Genomic DNA, 18,381 nt, shown 5'->3' with positions numbered 1-18,381 from the left:
ACAGAGCGGGGGCCCGGCCGCGGAATCGGCCGGGCCCGCGCTCAGGAAGCCCTCAGCAGCGAGTCCTCCCGCCACTTGAGGAGCTTGTCGAAGCAGACCATGGCGCCGTCCCCCGGACGGTTGCGGAAGTCGACGTGATCGGCGAGTGCCTCGATCAGGAACAGGCCCCGGCCGTGCTCGTCGGTGTGGACCCCGTCGCGCGCCTCCTCGCGGAACCCGTCGCGGGCCGGGCCCGCGCTCCTGGCGAACAGGGGCCCGAAGGCGGTCGCCGTGTCGAGGTCCGCCGCGGTGTTCGTACCGACGGCTTCGGCGGCCGTACCGGCCGCCGTGTCGGCGGGCTCGGCGCGGGGCGCGCCGCGGTACCCGTCCACGAAGCCCGGCCCGTGATCGGTCACCTCGATGCGGCACATATCGTCATCGATGTACGCCGTCACGTGGTACTCACCGGCGCCCGCCGGCCCCCCGCCCCCCGGACCGCCGTGCTCGACCGCGTTCGCACAGGCCTCCGAGAGCGCGATCGACAGGTCGTAGGAGACGTCGGGGTCGACCCCGGCCGTCTCCATCGCCCCGAGCAGGAGCCGCCGGGCGAGCGGGACGCTCGCAGCCTCACGCCGCAAGTGGAGAGACCACCAGATGCTCATGCTCAGCCTCCTGGCCGCGGCTCGACATACGCATACGTATTGCCCGGGGCGGCGGCGGTAAGCACGGCGGCGGCACGCTACCCCTCATTCGGCGGACCCGATGAGTTCCGCAATGTACGGAAAATGTACGAGGTGATCCCCTCGTCCGGTTGTCAACCGCGTTGTGAGGGTGCCCCGTGTCGCCGCCGAACGGGTGATGAGATGATGGCCCGGCCATGAGAGCCCCCGTCGCGCGTGCCGCCGCCGACCTGCGACTGCTGCGGGCCGCGGTGTTCGCCGCGGTCTGCGTCACGCTGTCCGCGGCCGGTCACGTGTCCGCCGCCGGGCAGTCCCTGTCGGTGTGGGCGCTCCTGGCCGGCTTCGCGGCCGTGCTCGCCACCGCCGTGCCGCTGGCCGGACGCGAGCGCTCGCTGCCGGGCATCGCGGCGCTGCTGGCCCTGGGGCAGGTCGCTCTGCACTTCCTCTTCTCCTGCGGCCAGGCCGCGCACACGGTCCAGGCCCCGGCCGCCCCGGACCGGGGCGACGGCGGGGTGTTCGCGCTGGCCGGGCGGCTGCTGTGCAACGACCGGGCCGCCGCCACCCTGAGCGAGGCCGAGGCCCGGCGCATCGTCGCGGACGCCGGGCTCTCCGGAGCCCTCCCCGGCGGCCACGCCGCCGCGGGGCACACCGCCGCGGGCGCCGCCGACTCGGTGGCCGGTGCGACGGCCGGCACGGTGGCCGGCAGCGCGGCCGACTGCCTGCGGTACGCCGTGAACTCCGCCCTGTCGCTGCTCTCCGCCCCCATGCTGCTCGGCCATCTGCTGGCCGCGCTCGCCATGGGCTGGCTGCTGCGCCGGGGCGACGCCGCGCTGTGGCGGCTGGTGAGGCTGTCGGCCCACTTCGCCGACGGGCTCGACGGGCTCCACGGATTCACCGGCGGACTCTGCGGGCTGCTCGTACGCGCCCTGCGCACCGCGCTGCGCCGTGTACGAGCCCTGCTGCGCGGGCTGCTGCCCGAGGCCGCCGTGCCCGTGCGCGCCCCGCGCGCGGACGCGGCCCGCGGTCCGGTGCCGCCCGCGTCCCTGCTGCCGGCGCACTCGGTGATCAGGCGCGGGCCGCCCGCCGCCGCGCGGGATCTGACCCTCGCGGCCTGAAGCGCACGCTCCCCGCGCCCCCGAGCACGGGTGGGGTGCGCCTGCCGCCGCGCACCATGCCCGGGCTCGTCCGGCCGGGAGGCGCAGCGCGCCTCCCCGACCCAAGTGCGGTCGCGGCCGGAGAGCGTCCCATGCCTGATGAGGAGTGTCCTTCAGCATGCAGTCCCAGACACCGGTCACCAAGCCGTCCGCCCCCGTGCCGTCCGCCGTGCCGTCCGTCCGCCGTCTCGCCGCGGCCGGCGCCGTCGCGGCCGCCCTGGCCCTCGCCGCCGCCGGACCGGCCGCCGCCCACATCTCCGTCAACCCCGGCGAGGCCGAGCAGGGCGGCTACACGACGATCGACGTCAAGGTCCCCAACGAGCGGGACAACGCCTCCACCGTCAAGGTGGAGGTCACCTTCCCCGCCGACCACCCGCTCGCCTCGGTGATGCCCCAGCCGGTACCGGGCTGGAAGGTGAAGGTGACGAAGACCGAGCCGGCCGAGCCCGTGGAGGCACACGGCCGGAAGCTCACCGAGGTCCCCTCCAAGATCACCTGGACGGAGACCGGCGGCGGCATCGAGCCGGGCACCTTCCAGCAGTTCCCCGTCTCCGTCGGGAAGCTCCCCGAGGACACCGACCGGCTCGTCCTCAAGGCCGTCCAGACGTACAGCAACGACGAGGTCGTGCGCTGGATCGAGGAGCCGCCCGCCGAGGGAGAGGGGGGCGAGGAGCCGGAGCACCCGGCGCCCGTGCTGAACCTTGTCCCGCCCTCCGGGGGCGGCCACGGCGGTGACGCGGACGCCGCCGACCGGACCACCACCGAGACCACCGCCCAGGGTGAGACCCGGAGCGAGGCGGGCGGCGCATCGGACTCCTCCGACACCACCGCCCGCGTCCTCGCCGTCACCGGCATCGCCGTCGGAGCTGCCGGCGTCGCCTTCGGCGTCCTGGCCGGACGCCGCCGCACCACCTCCTGACGCCCGGCCGCGGACCCGGAGGGCCCGCCCGCACCGGCGGCCCCTTCCGGGTCCGCGGCCACGGCCCACCACCTCAAGCGCCACCGCAAGCACCACCGCAGACCGCAAGGAAGAAAGAACCCTCATGCACCCCACTCCGCGCCGCCACCCCCGGCGCACCCGCCGCGCCCTCGGACTCGCCCTGGCCGCCGTGCTGCTCACCACCGGCACCGCCGCCTGCGGCGCCTCCGGCGACGACGGCACCGGCACCTCCGGCAACGCCCCGGCCTCCGCCGACGCGGGAACCGGCCCCAAGCAGGGCGTCGTCCTGGACACCCCCTTCGACAAGCCGGAGCTGGTCCTCACCGACACCGACGGCGAGACCTACGACCTGGCCGAGGAGACCGAGGGCCACCCGACCCTGATCTACTTCGGCTACACCCACTGCCCCGACGTGTGCCCCCTGACGATGAGCAACATCGCCGTCGCCAAGTCCAAGCTGCCCGAGGCCGAGCAGGAGAAGCTGCGGGTCGTCTTCGTCACCTCCGACCCCGAGCGCGACACCCCCGAGTCGCTCGGCCGGTGGCTGCGCGCCCAGGACCCCGACTTCATCGGGCTCACCGGCGACTTCGACAAGATCCAGGCCGGCGCCCGGTCCCTGGGCATCTCCCTGGAGCCGCCGGTCGAGGACGAGAACGGCGACATCGTCTCCTCCCACGGCACCCAGGTCCTGGCCTTCCTGCCGAAGGACGACCGGGCGCACGTCCTCTACACCGAGGACGTGCCCGTCGAGACCTACGAGAAGGACCTGCCCGCGCTCGCCCAGGGGAAGCTGCCGTGAACCGCCGAGCCCACCGAACCTGCCGCCCCGCCCGCCGGTCCCCCGGACTCGCCCTGGCCGCCGTGCTGCTGACCGCGGGCACCGCCGCCTGCGGCGCCTCCCCGGGCCCGGAGCTGAGCGTGGAGGGCGCCTACGTGCCCGAACCGGTCACCGCCGACCGGGCGGGCGGCTTCCTGGTCGTCCGCAACGACGGCGACACCGCCGACCGGCTCGTCTCGGCCGCCAGCGACATCTCCGACGACGTGCAGATCCACGAGACCGCCGGCGGGCGGATGCGGCGGGTGGACTCCCTGACCGTGCCCGCCAACGGCACGCTTGAGCTCAGCCGGGGCGGCAACCACCTGATGTTCATGGACCTGGAGCACAAGCCCGCCGAGGGCGAGAAGGTCTCGGTGGAACTGCGCTTCGAGAAGTCCGACCCGATCACCGTCGAGGTCCCGGTCGAGGCCGTCAACCACGTCCCCGACGCCTCCGGGCACACCGAGCACTCCGAAGAGTGAGGCAGGTAACCCCCTCATGACCACCACCGCCCCCCGCGCCCTGCGACGGCCGTCCGTCCGGCCCGGCCCGGTCGGCCCGCGCAGGCTGCCCGGCGTGCGCAGGCTGCCCGGCGTGCTCGGTCTGCTCGGCCTGCTGTCGGCGCTGCTGCTCGGCGGCGCCGCGCCGGCCGCCGCGCACGCCACGCTGACCGGCAGCGACCCGGCGCGGGGAGCGGTGGTGGAACGGGCTCCCCGGCAGGTGACGCTCACCTTCTCCGAGAGCGTCTCCCTGGCGGACGGCGCCATCCGCGTCCTGGCGCCCGACGGCGGGCGCGCGGACACCGGCCGGGTGCGGGACCTCTCCGGCGGCGGCGAGGTCCGCCACGGCACCGGGCTGCGCGACGGGCTGCCCGACGGCACCTACACCGTCGTCTGGAAGGCGGTCTCGGCCGACAGCCACCCCATCTCCGGCGCTTTCACCTTCTCCGTGGGCGCCCCCTCGCGGACCTCCGCCGCCGTGCCGGACGAGGAGCCGGGCGGCGGCGCGGTCGGTGTACTCCACGGCATCGCCCGCTACGCCGCGTACACCGGCTTCGTACTGCTCGTCGGCGGGTCGGCCTTCGTCCTCGGCTGCCTGCCCGCCGCCGCCCGGGCGCGGGCGGTACGGCGCCTGGTGGTGGGCGGCTGGGTCACGCTGACCGCCGCCACCGTCGCGGCGCTGCTGCTGCGCGTCCCGTACACCGGCGCGGGCGGGCCGGGCGACATGCTCGACACGGGCGCGCTGCGCACGGTGCTGGAGACCAGGACGGGTACGGCGCTGGTGTCCCGGCTGCTGCTGCTCGCGGCGGCGGGGCTGTTCGTCTCGCTGCTGTTCGGGGCGTACGCCCGGCGGAGCGGCGGGGAGCGGGACGGGGGCGGCCGGCGCGGCCGCCGGGGCCTGGTCATCGGGCTGCCGGTGGGTGGCGCGGCCGTCGCCGTGGGGCTCGCCGCGACCTGGGCCGCGGCCGAGCACGCCTCGACCGGCCCCCAGACCGCCGTGGCGGTGCCGGCCGACATCGTGCACCTGCTCGCCGTCGCCGTCTGGCTGGGCGGTCTGGCGGCGCTGCTCGCCGCACTGCGGTGGGGGCCCGCGGTGGGTGGGGAGGCGGTGCGCCGCTTCTCGCGGACCGCGCTCGGCTGCGTGGCCGTCCTCGCCGCCACCGGCCTCTACCAGTCCTGGCGGCAGGTCGGCGGCTGGGAGGCGCTGACCTCCACCTCGTACGGGCGGCTGCTGCTGGTCAAGATCGCGCTGGTGGCGCTGCTGCTCGGGGCCGCCCGGTTCTCCCGCCGCCACACCGCCTCGCCGGCGGACGCGCCCGGGGAACAGCCCGTCCCCGAACCGGTGTCCGTTCCCGAGCCGGTGTCCATCCCCGAACCGGGCCCGGACGTCACCCCCGAGCGCGCCGCGCAGCTCGCCCGCCAGCGCGCCGCGGTCGAGACCGCGCGCCGCAGGCGGGAACGCGACGCCGACCCGGCACGCGCCGGGCTGCGGCGCTCGGTGCTCGCCGAGGCGGCCGTCGCGGCCGCCGTCCTCGCCGTGACGACCCTGCTCACCGCGGCCGAGCCCGCCCGTACCGCCGTGGCGTCCGAGGCGTCGTCCGGTACGGCGTCCAAGGCCGCCGCCGAGCAGGGGCAGGGCGGGTCCGGTTCCGAGCGCTGCGGGCCGCTGGTCGTCACCGTCCCCTTCGACACCGGCGGCCCGGACGGCGCGGGCCGGGCCCAGCTCCTGCTGGAACCGGGCAGGAGCGGCGGCAACTCCCTGCTGGTGCGCACCGCCACCGTCGGCGGCGAGCCCCTGGACGCACCCGAGGTCCGGGTCGCCTTCACCCTCCCCGCCCGGGACGTCGGCCCGCTGGCCGTCACCCTGGAACGGACCGGCGAGGGCCGCTGGTCCGCCTCCGGGCTCCAGCTCCCCCTGCCCGGCACCTGGGAGGCCGCCGTGACCGTGCGGACCTCCGACATCGACCAGGTGACCGAGCGGAAGACCTTCGAACTCGACTGACCGGCGCCCGCCGCCACCCGCCCCCGTACCACCCGACGACCGAGCACCGAGCACCACCCGAGAACCGAGACTGGGCAGCGATGAGACACCACCCCGACAACGGCACCGGAACCGACGACGGCACCGACACAGGCACCGGTCCCGAGCAGTCCAACGGCCCCCGCCCCGGCCCCTCCCGCCGCCGTCTGCTCGGCGCCGCGGGCGCGGCCGGCGCCGCCGGGCTGGCGCTCGGCGCGGCGGGCGGCGCCCTGGGCACGGCCGCCGCCACCGAGCAGCCCACCGCCCTGTCCACGGTCGGCAGCAGCCGCGTCCCCTTCCGCGGCGACCACCAGCCGGGCATCACCGAGCCCGCGCAGGCGCACGGGCACCTCCTCGCCCTCGACCTGGCGCCGGGCGCCGGGCGGAAGGAGGCGGCCGCGCTGCTGCGCCGCTGGACGCGGACGGCCGAGGCGCTGATGGCGGGCGAGGAGCCCGCCGCCCGGCTGCACGACACCGGCATCGCGCTGGACGCCGGACCGTCCTCCCTCACCGTCACCTTCGGTTTCGGCCGCACCTTCTTCGACCGCACGGGCCTGGCCGCCAGCCGCCCGTCCGCCCTCGCCCCGCTGCCCCCGTTCTCGGCCGACGAGCTGGACGCCAGGCGCTCCGACGGCGACCTGTGGGTGCAGATCGGCGCCGACGACGCGCTGGTCGCCTTCCACGCGCTGCGCACCCTCCAGCGCGAGGCGGACGGCACCGCCCGGGTGCGCTGGCAGATGAACGGCTTCAACCGCTCCCCGGGCGCCACCGCCTCCCCCCGCACCGCCCGCAACCTGATGGGCCAGATCGACGGCACCAACAACCCGAAGGAGTCGGACGAGGACTTCGGGCGGCGCGTCTTCGTGCCCGCCGGCGGCGACCCGGAGTGGATGGCGGGCGGCTCGTACGCGGTGGTGCGGCGGATCCGGATGCTGCTGGACGACTGGGAGCGCGTCCCGCTCGGCGAGCAGGAGAAGGTGATGGGCCGCCGCAAGTCCGACGGCGCCCCGCTGTCGGGCGGCTCCGAGACCACCCCGGTGGACCTGGACAAGCGCGGCCCGGACGGCGACCTGGCCATCGCCGCCGACGCACACGTACGGGTGACGGCGCCCGCGTCCAACGGCGGCGCGGCGATGCTGCGGCGCTCCTTCTCCTACCACGACGGCTTCCGCGACGACGGGGCGCCGGACGCCGGGCTGCTGTTCGTCGCCTGGCAGGCGGACCCGGTGCGGGGCTTCGTGCCCGTGCAGCGCAAGCTCGACCGGGGGGACGCCCTGTCCCGCTTCATCCGGCACGAGGCGAGCGCGCTGTTCGCGGTGCCGGGCGGCGCGCGCGAGGGCGAGTACGTCGGCCAGCGCCTGCTCGAAGGCTGAGACCGCGGGCTGCCCGTCACCCGGCCGGACTACTGTGGACGGCATGTCACCCGCGAGCCGCTACACCTACCTGGGCCCCGAGGGCACCTTCACCGAGGCCGCGCTCCGCACCCTCCCGGAGGCGGCCACGCGCGAGCTGGTGCCGATGGTGTCGGTGCCCGCCGCGCTGGACGCCGTGCGCAACGGGGAGGCGGGCGGCTCCCTGGTGCCGATCGAGAACTCGGTGGAGGGCGGGGTCACCGCGACCCTGGACGAGCTGGCCACCGGCCGGCCGCTGATGATCTACCGCGAGGTGCTGCTGCCGATCGCCTTCGCGCTGCTGGTGCGGCCGGGCACCGCGCTGGAGGCGGTCAAGACGGTGACCGGGCACCCGGTCGCCCAGCCGCAGGTGCGCCGCTGGCTGGCGGAGCACCTGCCCGGGGCCCTGTGGGAGTCGGCGGCCTCCAACGCCGACGGTGCCCGGCTGGTGCAGGAGGGCCGGTACGACGCGGCCTTCGCGGGCGAGTTCGCGGCGGCGACGTACGGTCTGGAGCCGCTGGTGACCGGCATCCACGACGCGGAGAACGCCGCCACGCGCTTCGTGCTGGTCGGCCGGCCGGGGCGGCCCGCGGCGCGGACGGGGGCGGACAAGACCTCGGTGGTGCTGTGGCTCGGCGACGACCACCCGGGCGCGCTGCTGGAGCTGCTCCAGGAGTTCGCGGTGCGGGGCGTGAACCTGGTGCGGATCGAGTCGCGGCCGACCGGTGAGGGCATCGGCCGGTACTGCTTCTCGGTGGACGCCGAGGGGCACATCTCCGACCGGCGGGTGGGCGAGGCGCTGATGGGGCTGCGCCGCATCTGCCCGAAGGTGCGCTTCCTGGGGTCGTATCCGCGGGCGGGCGTGGAGCCGTCGCAGACCACACCGCTGCGGCGGGGGACGACGGACGACGAGTTCGCGGAGGCGGCGGACTGGCTGGCGCGCTGCGTCGACGGCCGCGCCTGAGGGCGTGCGGCACCGCGCGGAAGTTATCCACAGGGCCGGTGGCCATCCTGTGTACAACGCGGAACAGCTGAACGGACATCACGGACAAAAGCCCTGAATCTCTCTTCTCTTTTCATAACCCCTCAGAAACTCAGCATCCGCTCAATTCGATTGATCGACACCCGAGAGGGTGGCATTTCCATCCGAAAAGGCGTGCAGGAGATGCGGGAGAGGGGAATCGATGGGCGAGCGCGAATCCCGTACGCGCGCCCCCTCCGTCTTCCACAGGGTTTTCATAGCCCCTGTGGAAAACTCGGCGGTATCCCCCGAGGCTGTGGATAACAATCGCCTCTCCCCCCGGTCGAACCCCGGTCGAGCCCCGGTCGAGCCCCGGTCGAGCCCCCGACAGGACCCGGTCGAGCCCCCGTCCGGTCTCGCGCACACCGCCCCGCACACGCCCTTCCGCGCGCCTCCGCCCCCTCCCTTCCACTTCCGTCCACCTCCACACCCGCGCGCCCCTCTGTACGGTGACAGCGGGAATTCCCTTGACGGCTCGCCGCTCCCATTCCGTTCCCCTTCTCCTCCCATTCCGCCACGGAAGACAAAAGCCGCATAACGCCACGTACCGCCATATCGGGTCGAGCGGGCCGCGCGCCCCCGGTACTCTGACGGCGTGATTGACCTTCGCCTGCTCCGTGAGGACCCCGACCGTGTGCGCGCCTCCCAGCGCGCCCGTGGAGAGGACGTCGGCCTCGTCGACGCCCTGCTCTCCGCCGACGAGCGGCGCAGGTCGTCCGGCGTCCGCTTCGACGAACTGCGCGCCGAGCAGAAGCAGCTCGGCAAGCTGATCCCGAAGGCCGCCGGCGAGGAGAAGGCCGAACTGCTGAAGCGGGCCGGCGAGCTGTCCGCCGCGGTCAAGGCCGCCGACGCCGAGCGCGACGAGGCCGAGGCCGAGGCGCAGCGCCTCCTTCTCCAGCTCGGCAACCTCGTCCACCCCGAGGTCCCCGTCGGCGGCGAGGACGACTTCACCGTCCGCGAGACGCACGGCACCCCGCGCGACTTCGGCGCCGAGGGCTTCGAGCCGAAGGACCACCTGGAGCTCGGCCAGGCACTCGGCGCGATCGACGTCGAGCGCGGCGCCAAGGTCTCCGGATCGCGCTTCTACTACCTCACCGGCGTCGGCGCCCTGCTGGAGCTGGCCCTGGTCAACGCCGCGATCGCGCAGGCCACCGAGGCCGGCTTCATCCCGATGCTCACCCCCGCGCTGGTCAAGCCGCGCGCCATGGAGGGCACCGGCTTCCTCGGCCAGGCCGCCGAGAACGTCTACCACCTGGAGAAGGACGACTACTACCTCGTCGGCACCTCCGAGGTACCGCTCGCCGGCTACCACATGGACGAGATCGTCGAGGCGGACAAGCTCCCGCTGCGCTACGCGGGCTTCTCCCCCTGCTTCCGCCGCGAGGCCGGCTCGTACGGCAAGGACACCCGCGGCATCTTCCGCGTCCACCAGTTCGACAAGGTGGAGATGTTCTCCTACGTGACCCCCGAGGAGGCCGAGGCCGAGCACGCCCGGCTCCTGGAGTGGGAGAAGCAGTGGCTGACCGGCCTCGAGCTGCCGTTCCGGGTGATCGACGTGGCCACCGGCGACCTGGGCGCCTCCGCCTCGCGGAAGTTCGACTGCGAGGCGTGGATCCCCACCCAGGGCAAGTACCGCGAGCTGACCTCGGCGTCGAACTGCGACGAGTTCCAGGCCCGCCGGCTGTCCATCCGGATGCGCCGGGACAAGAAGGTGCGCCCGCTGGCCACCCTCAACGGCACGCTGTGCGCGGTGCCCCGCACCATCGTGGCCCTGCTGGAGAACCACCAGCAGGCCGACGGATCGGTCCGCGTGCCCGAGGTGCTGCGCCCCTACCTCGGCGGGCGCGAGGTGCTGGAGCCCGTGTCCCGGTGAGCACCGCAGCGCCGGGCTTCCCCTTCCGGCTGGTCGCCACCGACCTCGACGGCACGCTGCTGCGCAGCGACGACACCGTCTCGGCGCGCACCCGCGACGCGCTCGCCGCCGCCACGGCGGCGGGCGCCGCGCACATCGTGGTGACCGGCCGCGCCGTTCCCTGGACCCGGCACGTCCTGGACGAGCTGGGTTACGACGGTCTGGCCGTCTGCGGGCAGGGCGCGCAGGTCTACCACGCGGGCGAGCACCGGCTGCTGACCTCCGTCACGCTCGACCGGCAGCAGGCCCGGCTGGCGGTGGAGAAGATCGAGACGGAGACCGGTCCGCTGGCCCTGGCCGCCTCCCGGGACGGGCTGGACGGCGAGGTGCTGCTCGGGCCCGGCTACCGGCCGGTCGGCGAGGAACTCCCCGCCGTCGCCGGGGCCGACCCGGACGAGCTGTGGGCCGAGCCCCTGAACAAGCTGTACATCCAGCACCCCGGGCTGGACGACGACGCGCTGGCCGACACCGCCCGGCGGATCGCGGGCGATCTGGTGAGCGTGGTGATGGCGGGCGAGGGCGTCGTGGAACTGCTGCCGCTGGGGCTGTCCAAGGCCCGCGGGCTGTCGATCGCCGCGCGCCGCCTGGGCCGTTCGGCCACCACCACGATCGCCTTCGGCGACATGCCCAACGACGTCCCCATGTTCGCCTGGGCCGCCCACGGCGTCGCCATGGCCGACGCTCACCCGGAACTGCTCGCGGTGGCCGACGAGGTGACCGCGTCCAACGACGAGGACGGCATCGCGGTCGTGCTGGAGCGGCTGCTCGCCGGTATGTGAGCCGGCGCCCTGCGGCCCGGCACCTGTGAACGGCGCCCCGTGAGCGGGCGCCCGGCTCAGTCCGCCGGTGCCGGGCCCTCGCTGGTGCCCTCCAGCACCGCCCGGCATATCTCGTGGAGGTGCCGGGTCTGCTCGGGTGTGAGGTGGTCGAACAGGGAGAGCCGGACCTGCTCCACATGGCCGGGGGCGATGGCCTCCAGCTCGGCCAGCCCCTCGTCGGTCAGCGTGGCCAGGGTGGTGCGGTGGTCGGCGGGGTGCTGGCACCGGCTGACCCACCCCTTGGCCTCCAGCCGGGCGACCGCGTGGGAGAGCCTGCTGGCGGAGGAGCGGGTGGTCCGGGCGAGCCGGCTCATGGTGAGGGTGCGATCGGGCGCCTCGGAGAGCATGGCCAGGATCTGGTAGTACGCCAGCGGCATCCCGGCGTCGCGCTGCAACTGCCGGTCCAGCTCCTCGCGTACGCGCTGGGTGGCGGCCAGGAACGCCCGCCAGGTCCGCTGCTCGTCGTCGTCCAGCCACCGTGTCGTGCCCATGTTTCCAGCGTACGAGGCCGGAGGGCGTTGCCCTCCGGCCTCATGCGTCCGGTATCCGGTGTTCGGCGTCTGGTATCCGGCGTTCGGCGGTCGGTCACTCCTCGCCGGCGAGGGTGAGGGTGCGCAGCTTCCGCCCGGCGTACCAGGCGCCGGCGACGGTCACCGCGGCCAGCAGCACCGCGGCGACCGGCAGTCCGACGTCGGAGGCGATGCCCGCGCCCGGCGCGGTCTTCTCGGCCAGCGCCAGGGCCCACTGCTGGACGCTGAGAGTCCGGGCGCCGGGGACGAGGCTGCCGATGAGCGCCTCCCAGATCAGGGCGTAGACCAGGCCGAAGACGACGGCCTGCCGGCTGACCGTGCCCAGCAGCAGGAAGAGCGCGCTGTAGGCGACGGAGGCGGCGACCGCGGCGACGGCGTAGGCGACGGCGATCTGCTGGCTGTTGCCGTTGAGGACGAACCCGGCGATCAGCATGGGGACGGCGGAGAACACCATGGTGACGCCGACGGCGACGGTCAGCTTGGTGAGGATGATCGTCGGCCGCTTCAGCGGCTTGGCCAGCAGGTAGACGATCGAGCCGTCATCGATCTCCGGGCCGATCGCGCCGGTCCCGGCGATCACGCCGATCAGCGGGACCATGGTGGCCAGCGCGAAGCCGCCGAGCACCTGGTCGGCGACGGCGTCGTCGGCGCCGACCAGCAGGCGGACCGCGACGGAGATCATGATCAGTACGGCGGGCAAAACGAACAGGATCAGCGCCCGGCGGCGGCCGAGCAGGGCCCGGTAGGTGAGCCGGGCGACCGTGGGGTCGTACATCGGTGTGTGGCTCCTTGGTTCTCAGGCGGTCTCGGGATCCTCGGCGGCCCGGTCGTTCTCAGGCCGTGACGAGGTAGGAGAAGACGCTCTCCAGGGACTCGTCCGAGGGCGAGACCGTGAGGAGCCGGATCCCGTGCTCGCGGGCGATGCGCGGGAGCTGCTCGGTGAAGCGGGTGAAGTCGATCGCCTGGACGCGCAGGGCCCGCTCGGACCAGTCGAGTTCGATGCCCGCCGTGCTGGGGTCGGCGATCAGGGCGGCGGCCAGCGCGCGGTCGTCGCTGGAGCGCACCAGATAGCGGTGGGGGCGGTCGGTCATCAGCCGGCGGATGCGCCGGAAGTCGCCGGAGGCCGCGTGCCGTCCCGCGACGATCACCTCGATGTGGGAGGCGAGCTGCTCGACCTCCTCCAGGATGTGGGAGGAGAACAGCACCGTGCGGCCCTCGGCGCCCATCCGCCGCAGCAGCTCCATCAGCTGCATGCGCTGGCGCGGGTCCATGCCGTTGAACGGCTCGTCCAGCAGCAGCACGGACGGGTCGTGGACGAGCGCGGAGGCCATCTTCACACGCTGCCGCATGCCCTTGCTGTAGGTGGAGACCTTCCGGTCCTGGGCGTACTCCATCTCCACGGTGGCCAGGGCCCGCCGCGCGGCCCCGCCCGCGTCGGACAGGCCGTGCAGCTCGGCGTTGGCCAGCACGAACTCGTGGCCGGTGAGGAAGTCGTACATCGCCTCGCGCTCGGGGACGACGCCGATCTCCCGGTAGACCTGCTCGTTGCGCCAGATCGCCGCGCCGTCGAGGGTGACGGAACCGGTGGAGGGGGCCAGGAAGCCGCCCATCATGTTGATCAGCGTGGACTTGCCCGCGCCGTTGGGGCCGAGCAGCCCGGTCACGCCCGGGCCGATGTCCATGGTCACGTCGTTGACGGCGACCACGTTGCCGAACCAGCGGGACACATGGTCGATGCGGATGGTGGTCATGGGTCAGGCCGCCTTCTCGTTCCTCGTCCGATGCTTCGCCGTCCGGAGCGTCCGCGTCCGGACCGCCGCCGTCCGGGCCCTGCGCGCCCGCGCCCCGGTCATCACAGGCCCGCCTTGCGGTAGCGGGCCATCAGCGCCGCCCAGCAGCCGGCGATCAGGGCGAGGGTGACCAGGACGTAGACGGCCGCCGCGGCGGTGCCGGGCTCGTGGAAGCCGGGGAAGCCGGAGTTGCCGCCGAGGAAGGCCGACTGGATGCCGTCCACCAGCGTGCCGGGGGAGGCCAGTCCGAGCCAGGTGACGGCGGTGGCGCTGTTCGCCTGGAACTCGGCGACCGCCTGGACGGTGGTGACCGCGAAGTAGGGGATGGTGAGCACCGCGATGACCGCGGCGACGCCGAAGCCCCGGCGCGGGGTGAGGGCCGCGACCAGCAGGCCGATGCCCGCGTGGAGCACGGAGAACACCGCGGTGGAGCCGAGCCCCTGGAGGAACTGCGTGGTCTGGTCGGCGAAGCCGAGCTTCGCCAGCAGCCCGCCCGCGTACAGCACCACCAGCGGCAGGGATGTGAACAGGAACAGCGCCGCGGTCATGGCCGCGTACTTGGCCCCCACGTAGTCGGCGCGCTCGATCGGGCGCGAGAAGTACAGCGGCACGGTGCGGAAGCGCAGGTCCAGGGAGACCGACTGCGGGGCCTGGGCGGCGATGTAGAGGCCGATGACCGGCTGCATCACCAGCACGTAGTCGGTGTACCGCAGCGGCAGCTCGTCGGCGCCGGTGACGACGGTGATCGCGACCATCGCGCCCGCGGGCAGGACCATCACGGCCAGCAGGATGAACGGCAGCACCTTGGACTTCGCCGAGCGGCCCAGGCCGTACGCGCCGCGCAGGGACTGGACCAGCAGCGACCACCGGGCGTAGGAGCGGCCCAGGCGGGGGCCGTCGTAGTGGCGGTAGCCGATGTTGTGGATGCTGGCGTCCTCGCCGCGCTGGGCGGGGACGGCGGCTCCGGGATGGGTGCCGGGGTGGTTGCCCGTGTCAGACCGCATCGGTGCTGCCTCCCTTCTGCGTGCTCTTCTCGGCGGCCCGCTCCGCGGCCTGTCCGCCGGCTTCCCCGCCGGTGCCCGCGGTGGTGCCGGGCGTCTGGAAGACCTCGGCGATGCGGTGCCTGCGCTGCTCCATGCGGACCAGGCCCAGGCCCAGTTCCGCGACCGTGTCGCGGACGGTGTCGTGGACGGCCTCGGAGCCCGCCTCGACCAGCAGTACGTGCCCGGCGCCCGGCAGGCCCTCGCCTCCCGCTCCGGGGGGCGCCACGGTGAGCCCGGCCCCGGTCAGGGCGGCGCGCAGGGCCGCGGTGCCGTCGGGGTGGGCGTCGGTGTCGGTGACCTCGACGGCCAGGGTGGTGGTCTCCTGGGTGAAGCTGGCGGTGGAGGAGGAGCGCAGCAGCTTCCCGCCGTCGATGACGACGACGTGGTCGCAGGTGCGCTCCAGCTCGCCCAGCAGGTGCGAGGTGACCAGCACCGAGATGCCGAAGTCGGTGTGGACGCGGCGGATCAGGCCGAGCATGTCGTCGCGGCCGACCGGGTCGAGGCCGTTGGTGGGCTCGTCGAGCAGCACCAGCCGCGGGTCGTGGACGAGCGCCTGGGCCAGCTTGACCCGCTGCTTCATGCCCGTCGAGTAGCCGCCCATCGGGCGGTAGCGCTCCTCGTACAGGCCGACGTGGCGCAGGGTGTCGGCGGTGCGCTCGCGGGCGGCGGAGGCGGGCAGACCGGACATCCGCGCCATGTGGACGACGAACTCGGTCGCCGACACGTCGGGCGGCAGGCAGTCGTGCTCGGGCATGTACCCGACGCACTCGCGGATGGCGCCGCCCTCGGTGGCCACGTCCAGGCCGAGCACGGAGGCGGTGCCCTCGCTGGCCGGGGCCAGGCCCAGGAGGATCTTGATCAGGGTGGACTTGCCCGCGCCGTTGGCGCCCACCAGTCCGGTCACCCCGGGTTCGATCTGCATGGTGAGCCGGTCGAGCGCGGTCACCCGTGGGTACCGCTTGCTGAGGCTTTCGGTCGCGATCACAGTCACGTCCATGACCGTAGTACCGGGTGGCGCCGGTCACCTCACCCCGGGGGCGTGATTGTTCCTCGTCCTGAAGGCGTAGATGCCCCTGAGGACTCCTCCGGCGGGGTAGGTCATGACCGGATCCGGTGTCATGCCGGGGAGACCGGCTACCCGGAGGGCGGGAGCGCCGGGCGCGGCGGGAAAAGAGGAGAAGCGCGTATGGAGGCGGAGGCGAGTGGTCCGGGGGGCGCGCGGGAGCGGCGCGTGCCCGGGGCGGACGGCGTGGAGCTGTGCGTCGCCGAGCTGGGCGGGGCGGTGGGAGCGGACGGGAGCCGCCGCCCCACGGTGGTCCTGCTGCACGGCTACCCGGATTCCAAGGAGGTCTGGGCGCCGGTGGCCGAACGGCTGGCGGACCGCTTCCACGTGGTGCTGTACGACGTGCGCGGCTGCGGCCGGTCAGACGCCCCGCGGCCGCTGCGCGGCGGCTTCACGCTGGAGCGGCTGACCGGCGACTTCCTGGCGGTCGCGGACGCGGTCAGCCCGCACGCCCCGGTGCACCTGGTCGGGCACGACTGGGGCTCGGTGCAGGGCTGGGAGTTCGCCACGGCCGAGCGCACCCGGGGCCGGATCGCGTCCTTCACCTCGATGTCCGGGCCGTCCCTGGACCACTTCGGGCACTGGTTCCGCAGGCGGCTGACCCGCCCCACCCCCCGGCGCCTGGCACAGGCGCTGGGGCAGGGCGCCCGCTCCTGGTACGTGTACGCGATGCATGTGCCCGTCCTGCCGGAGCTGGCCTGGCGGGGGCCGCTGGGCAGGGCCTGGCCGGGCATGCTGCGGCGCTCCGAGGGCGTCTCGGGCGGGGGCCACCCCGCGCCCTCGCTGCCCCGCGACGCCGCGCACGGCCTGTGGCTGTACCGCGACAACGTACGGGCCCGGATGCTCCGGCCGCGCGAGGCCCCCTACGCCCATGTGCCCGTGCAGCTCGTCACCCCGACCGGGGATCCGTTCCTCTCCCCCGCGCTGCGGGACGAGGCGGAGCGCTGGACACCCCGCCTGACCTGCCGCTCCCTGCCCGCAGGCCACTGGGCGCCGCGCACCCGGCCCGACCGGCTGGCCGCCTGGATCGGCTCGTTCGTCGAGGAGTGCGAGGCGAACGGGGCGAACGGAGAGCAGGGGGCGCACGGCGGCGGGGAGGTGGGCGCACCGGCGACGGTGCGGCGTGGTGGACTGCGCGGGCGCCGGGGGCGCGCGCGGCAGGAGGAGTACGCGGAGCACTTCGGCGGCCTGCTGGTGCTGGTCACCGGCGCGGCCCGGGGCATCGGCCACGAGACGGTGCTGGCATTCGCCCGGGCCGGCGCCCGGGTCGTCGCCGTGGACGTCCGGGGCGAGGAGGTGGCGCGTACGGCCGAGCTGGCGCGGCGGGCCGGCGCGCAGGAGGCGTGGGCCGAGACCGTGGACGTCTCCGACGGGGCGGCGATGGAGGAGCTGGCGCGCAGGACGGCCGCCGAGCGCGGCGTGGTGGACGTACTGGTCAACAACGCCGGGATCGCGGCGGCCGGGCCGTTCCTGGAGCACACCGCGGACGACTGGGAGGCGGTCCTGGGCTCCAACCTGTGGGGCACCATCCACGGCTGCCGCCTCTTCGGGCGGCAGATGTCCGAGCGGGGGCAGGGTGGCCACATCGTCAACGTCGTCTCCTGCGCCGCCTACGAGCCCTCCCGGGCCCTGCCCGCGTACTGCACCTCCAAGGCGGCGGCGCTGATGCTCAGCCAGGTGCTGCGCGCGGACCTGGCCGGCGAGGGCATCGGGGTCTCGGCCGTCTGCCCCGGCATCGTCAGCACCTCGATCATCGAGGACACGCGATTCCGCGGCACCGACGAGCGGGACGCCGACCGCCGCCGCAGGAGGGCCCTCCAGGTCTACCGGATCCGCAGGTTCGCCCCGGATAGGGTCGCCGACACGGTGCTGCGCTCGGTGATCCGGAACAAGGCGGTGGTCCCGGTGGGGCTGGAGGCGTGGGGCGGTGTGGCGCTGGCCCGGCTGGCGCCGAGCGCGCTGCGGGCGTTCGCCCGGATCAACGTGCGGACACGAGCGTGAGAGCGGGGCCCGGGCCCCGGCGGGCGCGAGGACCGCGGACCTGAGGACCGCGGGCGTGAAAACGAGGTGCGCCGCGACGGCTCCCGGGGCACTCTGGCCGGTCATGGACGACAGGCGCCGCAAACGGATCTCCAGGTACGTCGCACGGCATCTGCGGCACGCTCCCGAGCGGATCGGGCTCACCCTGGACGCCCACGGCTGGGTGGGTGTCGGGGAACTGCTGGAAGCCGCGGCGCGCCACGGCTTCCGGCTCACCCGCGAGGAGTTGGAGGAGGTCGTCGCCACCAACGACAAGCGGCGCTTCACCCTCGATTCCGGGCGGGACCGCATCCGGGCCGCCCAGGGGCACACCGTCGGCGTGGATCTGGGCCTGCCTCCCGCCGAGCCGCCCCCGTACCTCTTCCACGGGACGGTCGGGCGGTACGTGGCCGGCATCCGGCGGGACGGCCTGCGGGCGATGGCGCGTCACGACGTCCACCTCTCGCCCGACCGCGGGACGGCCGCAGCCGTGGGGGCGCGGCGCGGGAGGCCGGTGGTGCTGGTGGTGGACGCCGGGGCGATGCACCGGGACGGGTATACGTTCCGGGTCAGCGACAACGGGGTGTGGCTGGTGCCGCGCGTGCCGCCGGAGTACCTGCGCCTGCCCGGCTGAACCGGTACCATCCGGCCGCCGCTGCCGCCACGGAGCGGATGCGCCCGGGCGCCCTCGTCACCTCGGTCGA

Annotated in this window: 17 protein-coding genes; 11 read left to right on the top strand and 6 right to left on the bottom strand. The window is 74.4% G+C overall.

Annotation, left to right across the window (positions count from 1 at the left end; genetic code table 11):
* Positions 1-41 precede the first annotated feature (41 nt).
* Positions 42-641 (bottom strand): ATP-binding protein, encoded by a 600-nt coding sequence (locus ACW69E_RS02605; protein ID WP_457496525.1) that lies wholly within the window; start codon positions 639-641, stop codon positions 42-44.
* A 215-nt stretch (positions 642-856) separates the two neighbouring features.
* Between ACW69E_RS02605 and ACW69E_RS02600 the strand changes: the two genes are divergently transcribed.
* From ACW69E_RS02600 to ACW69E_RS02560, 9 genes are all read left to right on the top strand, one after another.
* Positions 857-1,774, top strand: a complete 918-nt coding sequence (locus tag ACW69E_RS02600; protein WP_457496524.1) for a hypothetical protein — start codon at positions 857-859, stop codon at positions 1,772-1,774.
* 157 nt (positions 1,775-1,931) lie between these two features.
* Positions 1,932-2,732 (top strand): YcnI family protein, encoded by an 801-nt coding sequence (locus ACW69E_RS02595; protein ID WP_457496523.1) that lies wholly within the window; start codon positions 1,932-1,934, stop codon positions 2,730-2,732.
* Positions 2,733-2,856: 124 nt separating this feature from the next.
* Entirely contained in the window at positions 2,857-3,552 is a 696-nt protein-coding gene (locus ACW69E_RS02590) for an SCO family protein (protein ID WP_457496522.1), read from the top strand.
* The gene (locus ACW69E_RS02585; protein ID WP_457496521.1) at positions 3,549-4,052 is read left to right on the top strand and encodes a copper chaperone PCu(A)C; all 504 of its coding nucleotides are present in this window, start codon (positions 3,549-3,551) and stop codon (positions 4,050-4,052) included. Before ACW69E_RS02590 ends, ACW69E_RS02585 begins: the two co-directional genes overlap by 4 nt.
* Positions 4,053-4,068: 16 nt before the next feature.
* On the top strand, positions 4,069-6,072 hold the full coding sequence (locus tag ACW69E_RS02580) for a copper resistance CopC/CopD family protein (protein WP_457496520.1): 2,004 nt from the start codon (positions 4,069-4,071) through the stop codon (positions 6,070-6,072).
* Positions 6,073-6,152: 80 nt separating this feature from the next.
* Positions 6,153-7,463, top strand: a complete 1,311-nt coding sequence (gene efeB, locus ACW69E_RS02575) for an iron uptake transporter deferrochelatase/peroxidase subunit (RefSeq protein ID WP_457496519.1) — start codon at positions 6,153-6,155, stop codon at positions 7,461-7,463.
* Positions 7,464-7,506: 43 nt separating this feature from the next.
* Positions 7,507-8,445, top strand: a complete 939-nt coding sequence (gene pheA, locus ACW69E_RS02570; protein WP_457496518.1) for a prephenate dehydratase — start codon at positions 7,507-7,509, stop codon at positions 8,443-8,445.
* Positions 8,446-9,097: 652 nt separating this feature from the next.
* Positions 9,098-10,375 carry a serine--tRNA ligase gene (serS, locus tag ACW69E_RS02565; protein WP_457496517.1) on the top strand — a complete coding sequence of 426 codons (1,278 nt, stop codon included), beginning with the start codon at positions 9,098-9,100 and terminating at the stop codon, positions 10,373-10,375.
* On the top strand, positions 10,372-11,193 hold the full coding sequence (locus ACW69E_RS02560; RefSeq protein WP_457496516.1) for an HAD family hydrolase: 822 nt from the start codon (positions 10,372-10,374) through the stop codon (positions 11,191-11,193). The genes serS and ACW69E_RS02560 overlap by 4 nt, the downstream gene beginning before the upstream one ends.
* 56 nt (positions 11,194-11,249) lie before the next feature.
* On the opposite strand, the gene ACW69E_RS02555 is transcribed toward ACW69E_RS02560, so the two are convergent.
* The 5 genes from ACW69E_RS02555 to ACW69E_RS02535 all read right to left on the bottom strand — a co-directional run bounded on the left by ACW69E_RS02555 (position 11,250) and on the right by ACW69E_RS02535 (position 15,592).
* Positions 11,250-11,723: a MarR family winged helix-turn-helix transcriptional regulator gene (locus tag ACW69E_RS02555; protein WP_237879674.1), complete on the bottom strand. Its 474-nt coding sequence runs from the start codon at positions 11,721-11,723 to the stop codon at positions 11,250-11,252.
* 94 nt (positions 11,724-11,817) lie between these two features.
* Complete coding sequence (locus ACW69E_RS02550; protein WP_457496515.1) at positions 11,818-12,537, bottom strand: ABC transporter permease subunit; 720 nt, start codon at positions 12,535-12,537, stop codon at positions 11,818-11,820.
* A gap of 58 nt (positions 12,538-12,595) precedes the next feature.
* Positions 12,596-13,513 carry an ABC transporter ATP-binding protein gene (locus ACW69E_RS02545; protein WP_457496514.1) on the bottom strand — a complete coding sequence of 306 codons (918 nt, stop codon included), beginning with the start codon at positions 13,511-13,513 and terminating at the stop codon, positions 12,596-12,598.
* 101 nt (positions 13,514-13,614) lie between these two features.
* The gene (locus ACW69E_RS02540) at positions 13,615-14,556 is read right to left on the bottom strand and encodes an ABC transporter permease (protein ID WP_457496513.1); all 942 of its coding nucleotides are present in this window, start codon (positions 14,554-14,556) and stop codon (positions 13,615-13,617) included.
* Complete coding sequence (locus ACW69E_RS02535) at positions 14,546-15,592, bottom strand: ABC transporter ATP-binding protein (protein WP_457496512.1); 1,047 nt, start codon at positions 15,590-15,592, stop codon at positions 14,546-14,548. Before ACW69E_RS02535 ends, ACW69E_RS02540 begins: the two co-directional genes overlap by 11 nt.
* Before the next feature lie 189 nt (positions 15,593-15,781).
* On the opposite strand from ACW69E_RS02535, the gene ACW69E_RS02530 reads away from it, so the two are divergent.
* Together ACW69E_RS02530 and ACW69E_RS02525 are read left to right on the top strand one after the other, a co-directional pair.
* Positions 15,782-17,659, top strand: a complete 1,878-nt coding sequence (locus tag ACW69E_RS02530) for an SDR family oxidoreductase (RefSeq protein WP_457496511.1) — start codon at positions 15,782-15,784, stop codon at positions 17,657-17,659.
* Positions 17,660-17,762: 103 nt separating this feature from the next.
* A complete protein-coding gene (locus ACW69E_RS02525) occupies positions 17,763-18,311 on the top strand; it encodes an RNA 2'-phosphotransferase (RefSeq protein WP_457496510.1) in 549 nt (182 codons plus the stop codon).
* The last annotated feature ends 70 nt before the right edge of the window (positions 18,312-18,381 follow it).

Source organism: Streptomyces sp. SS8, assembly GCF_054072955.1.
This window is presented reverse-complemented; position numbering and strand designations above follow the sequence as displayed.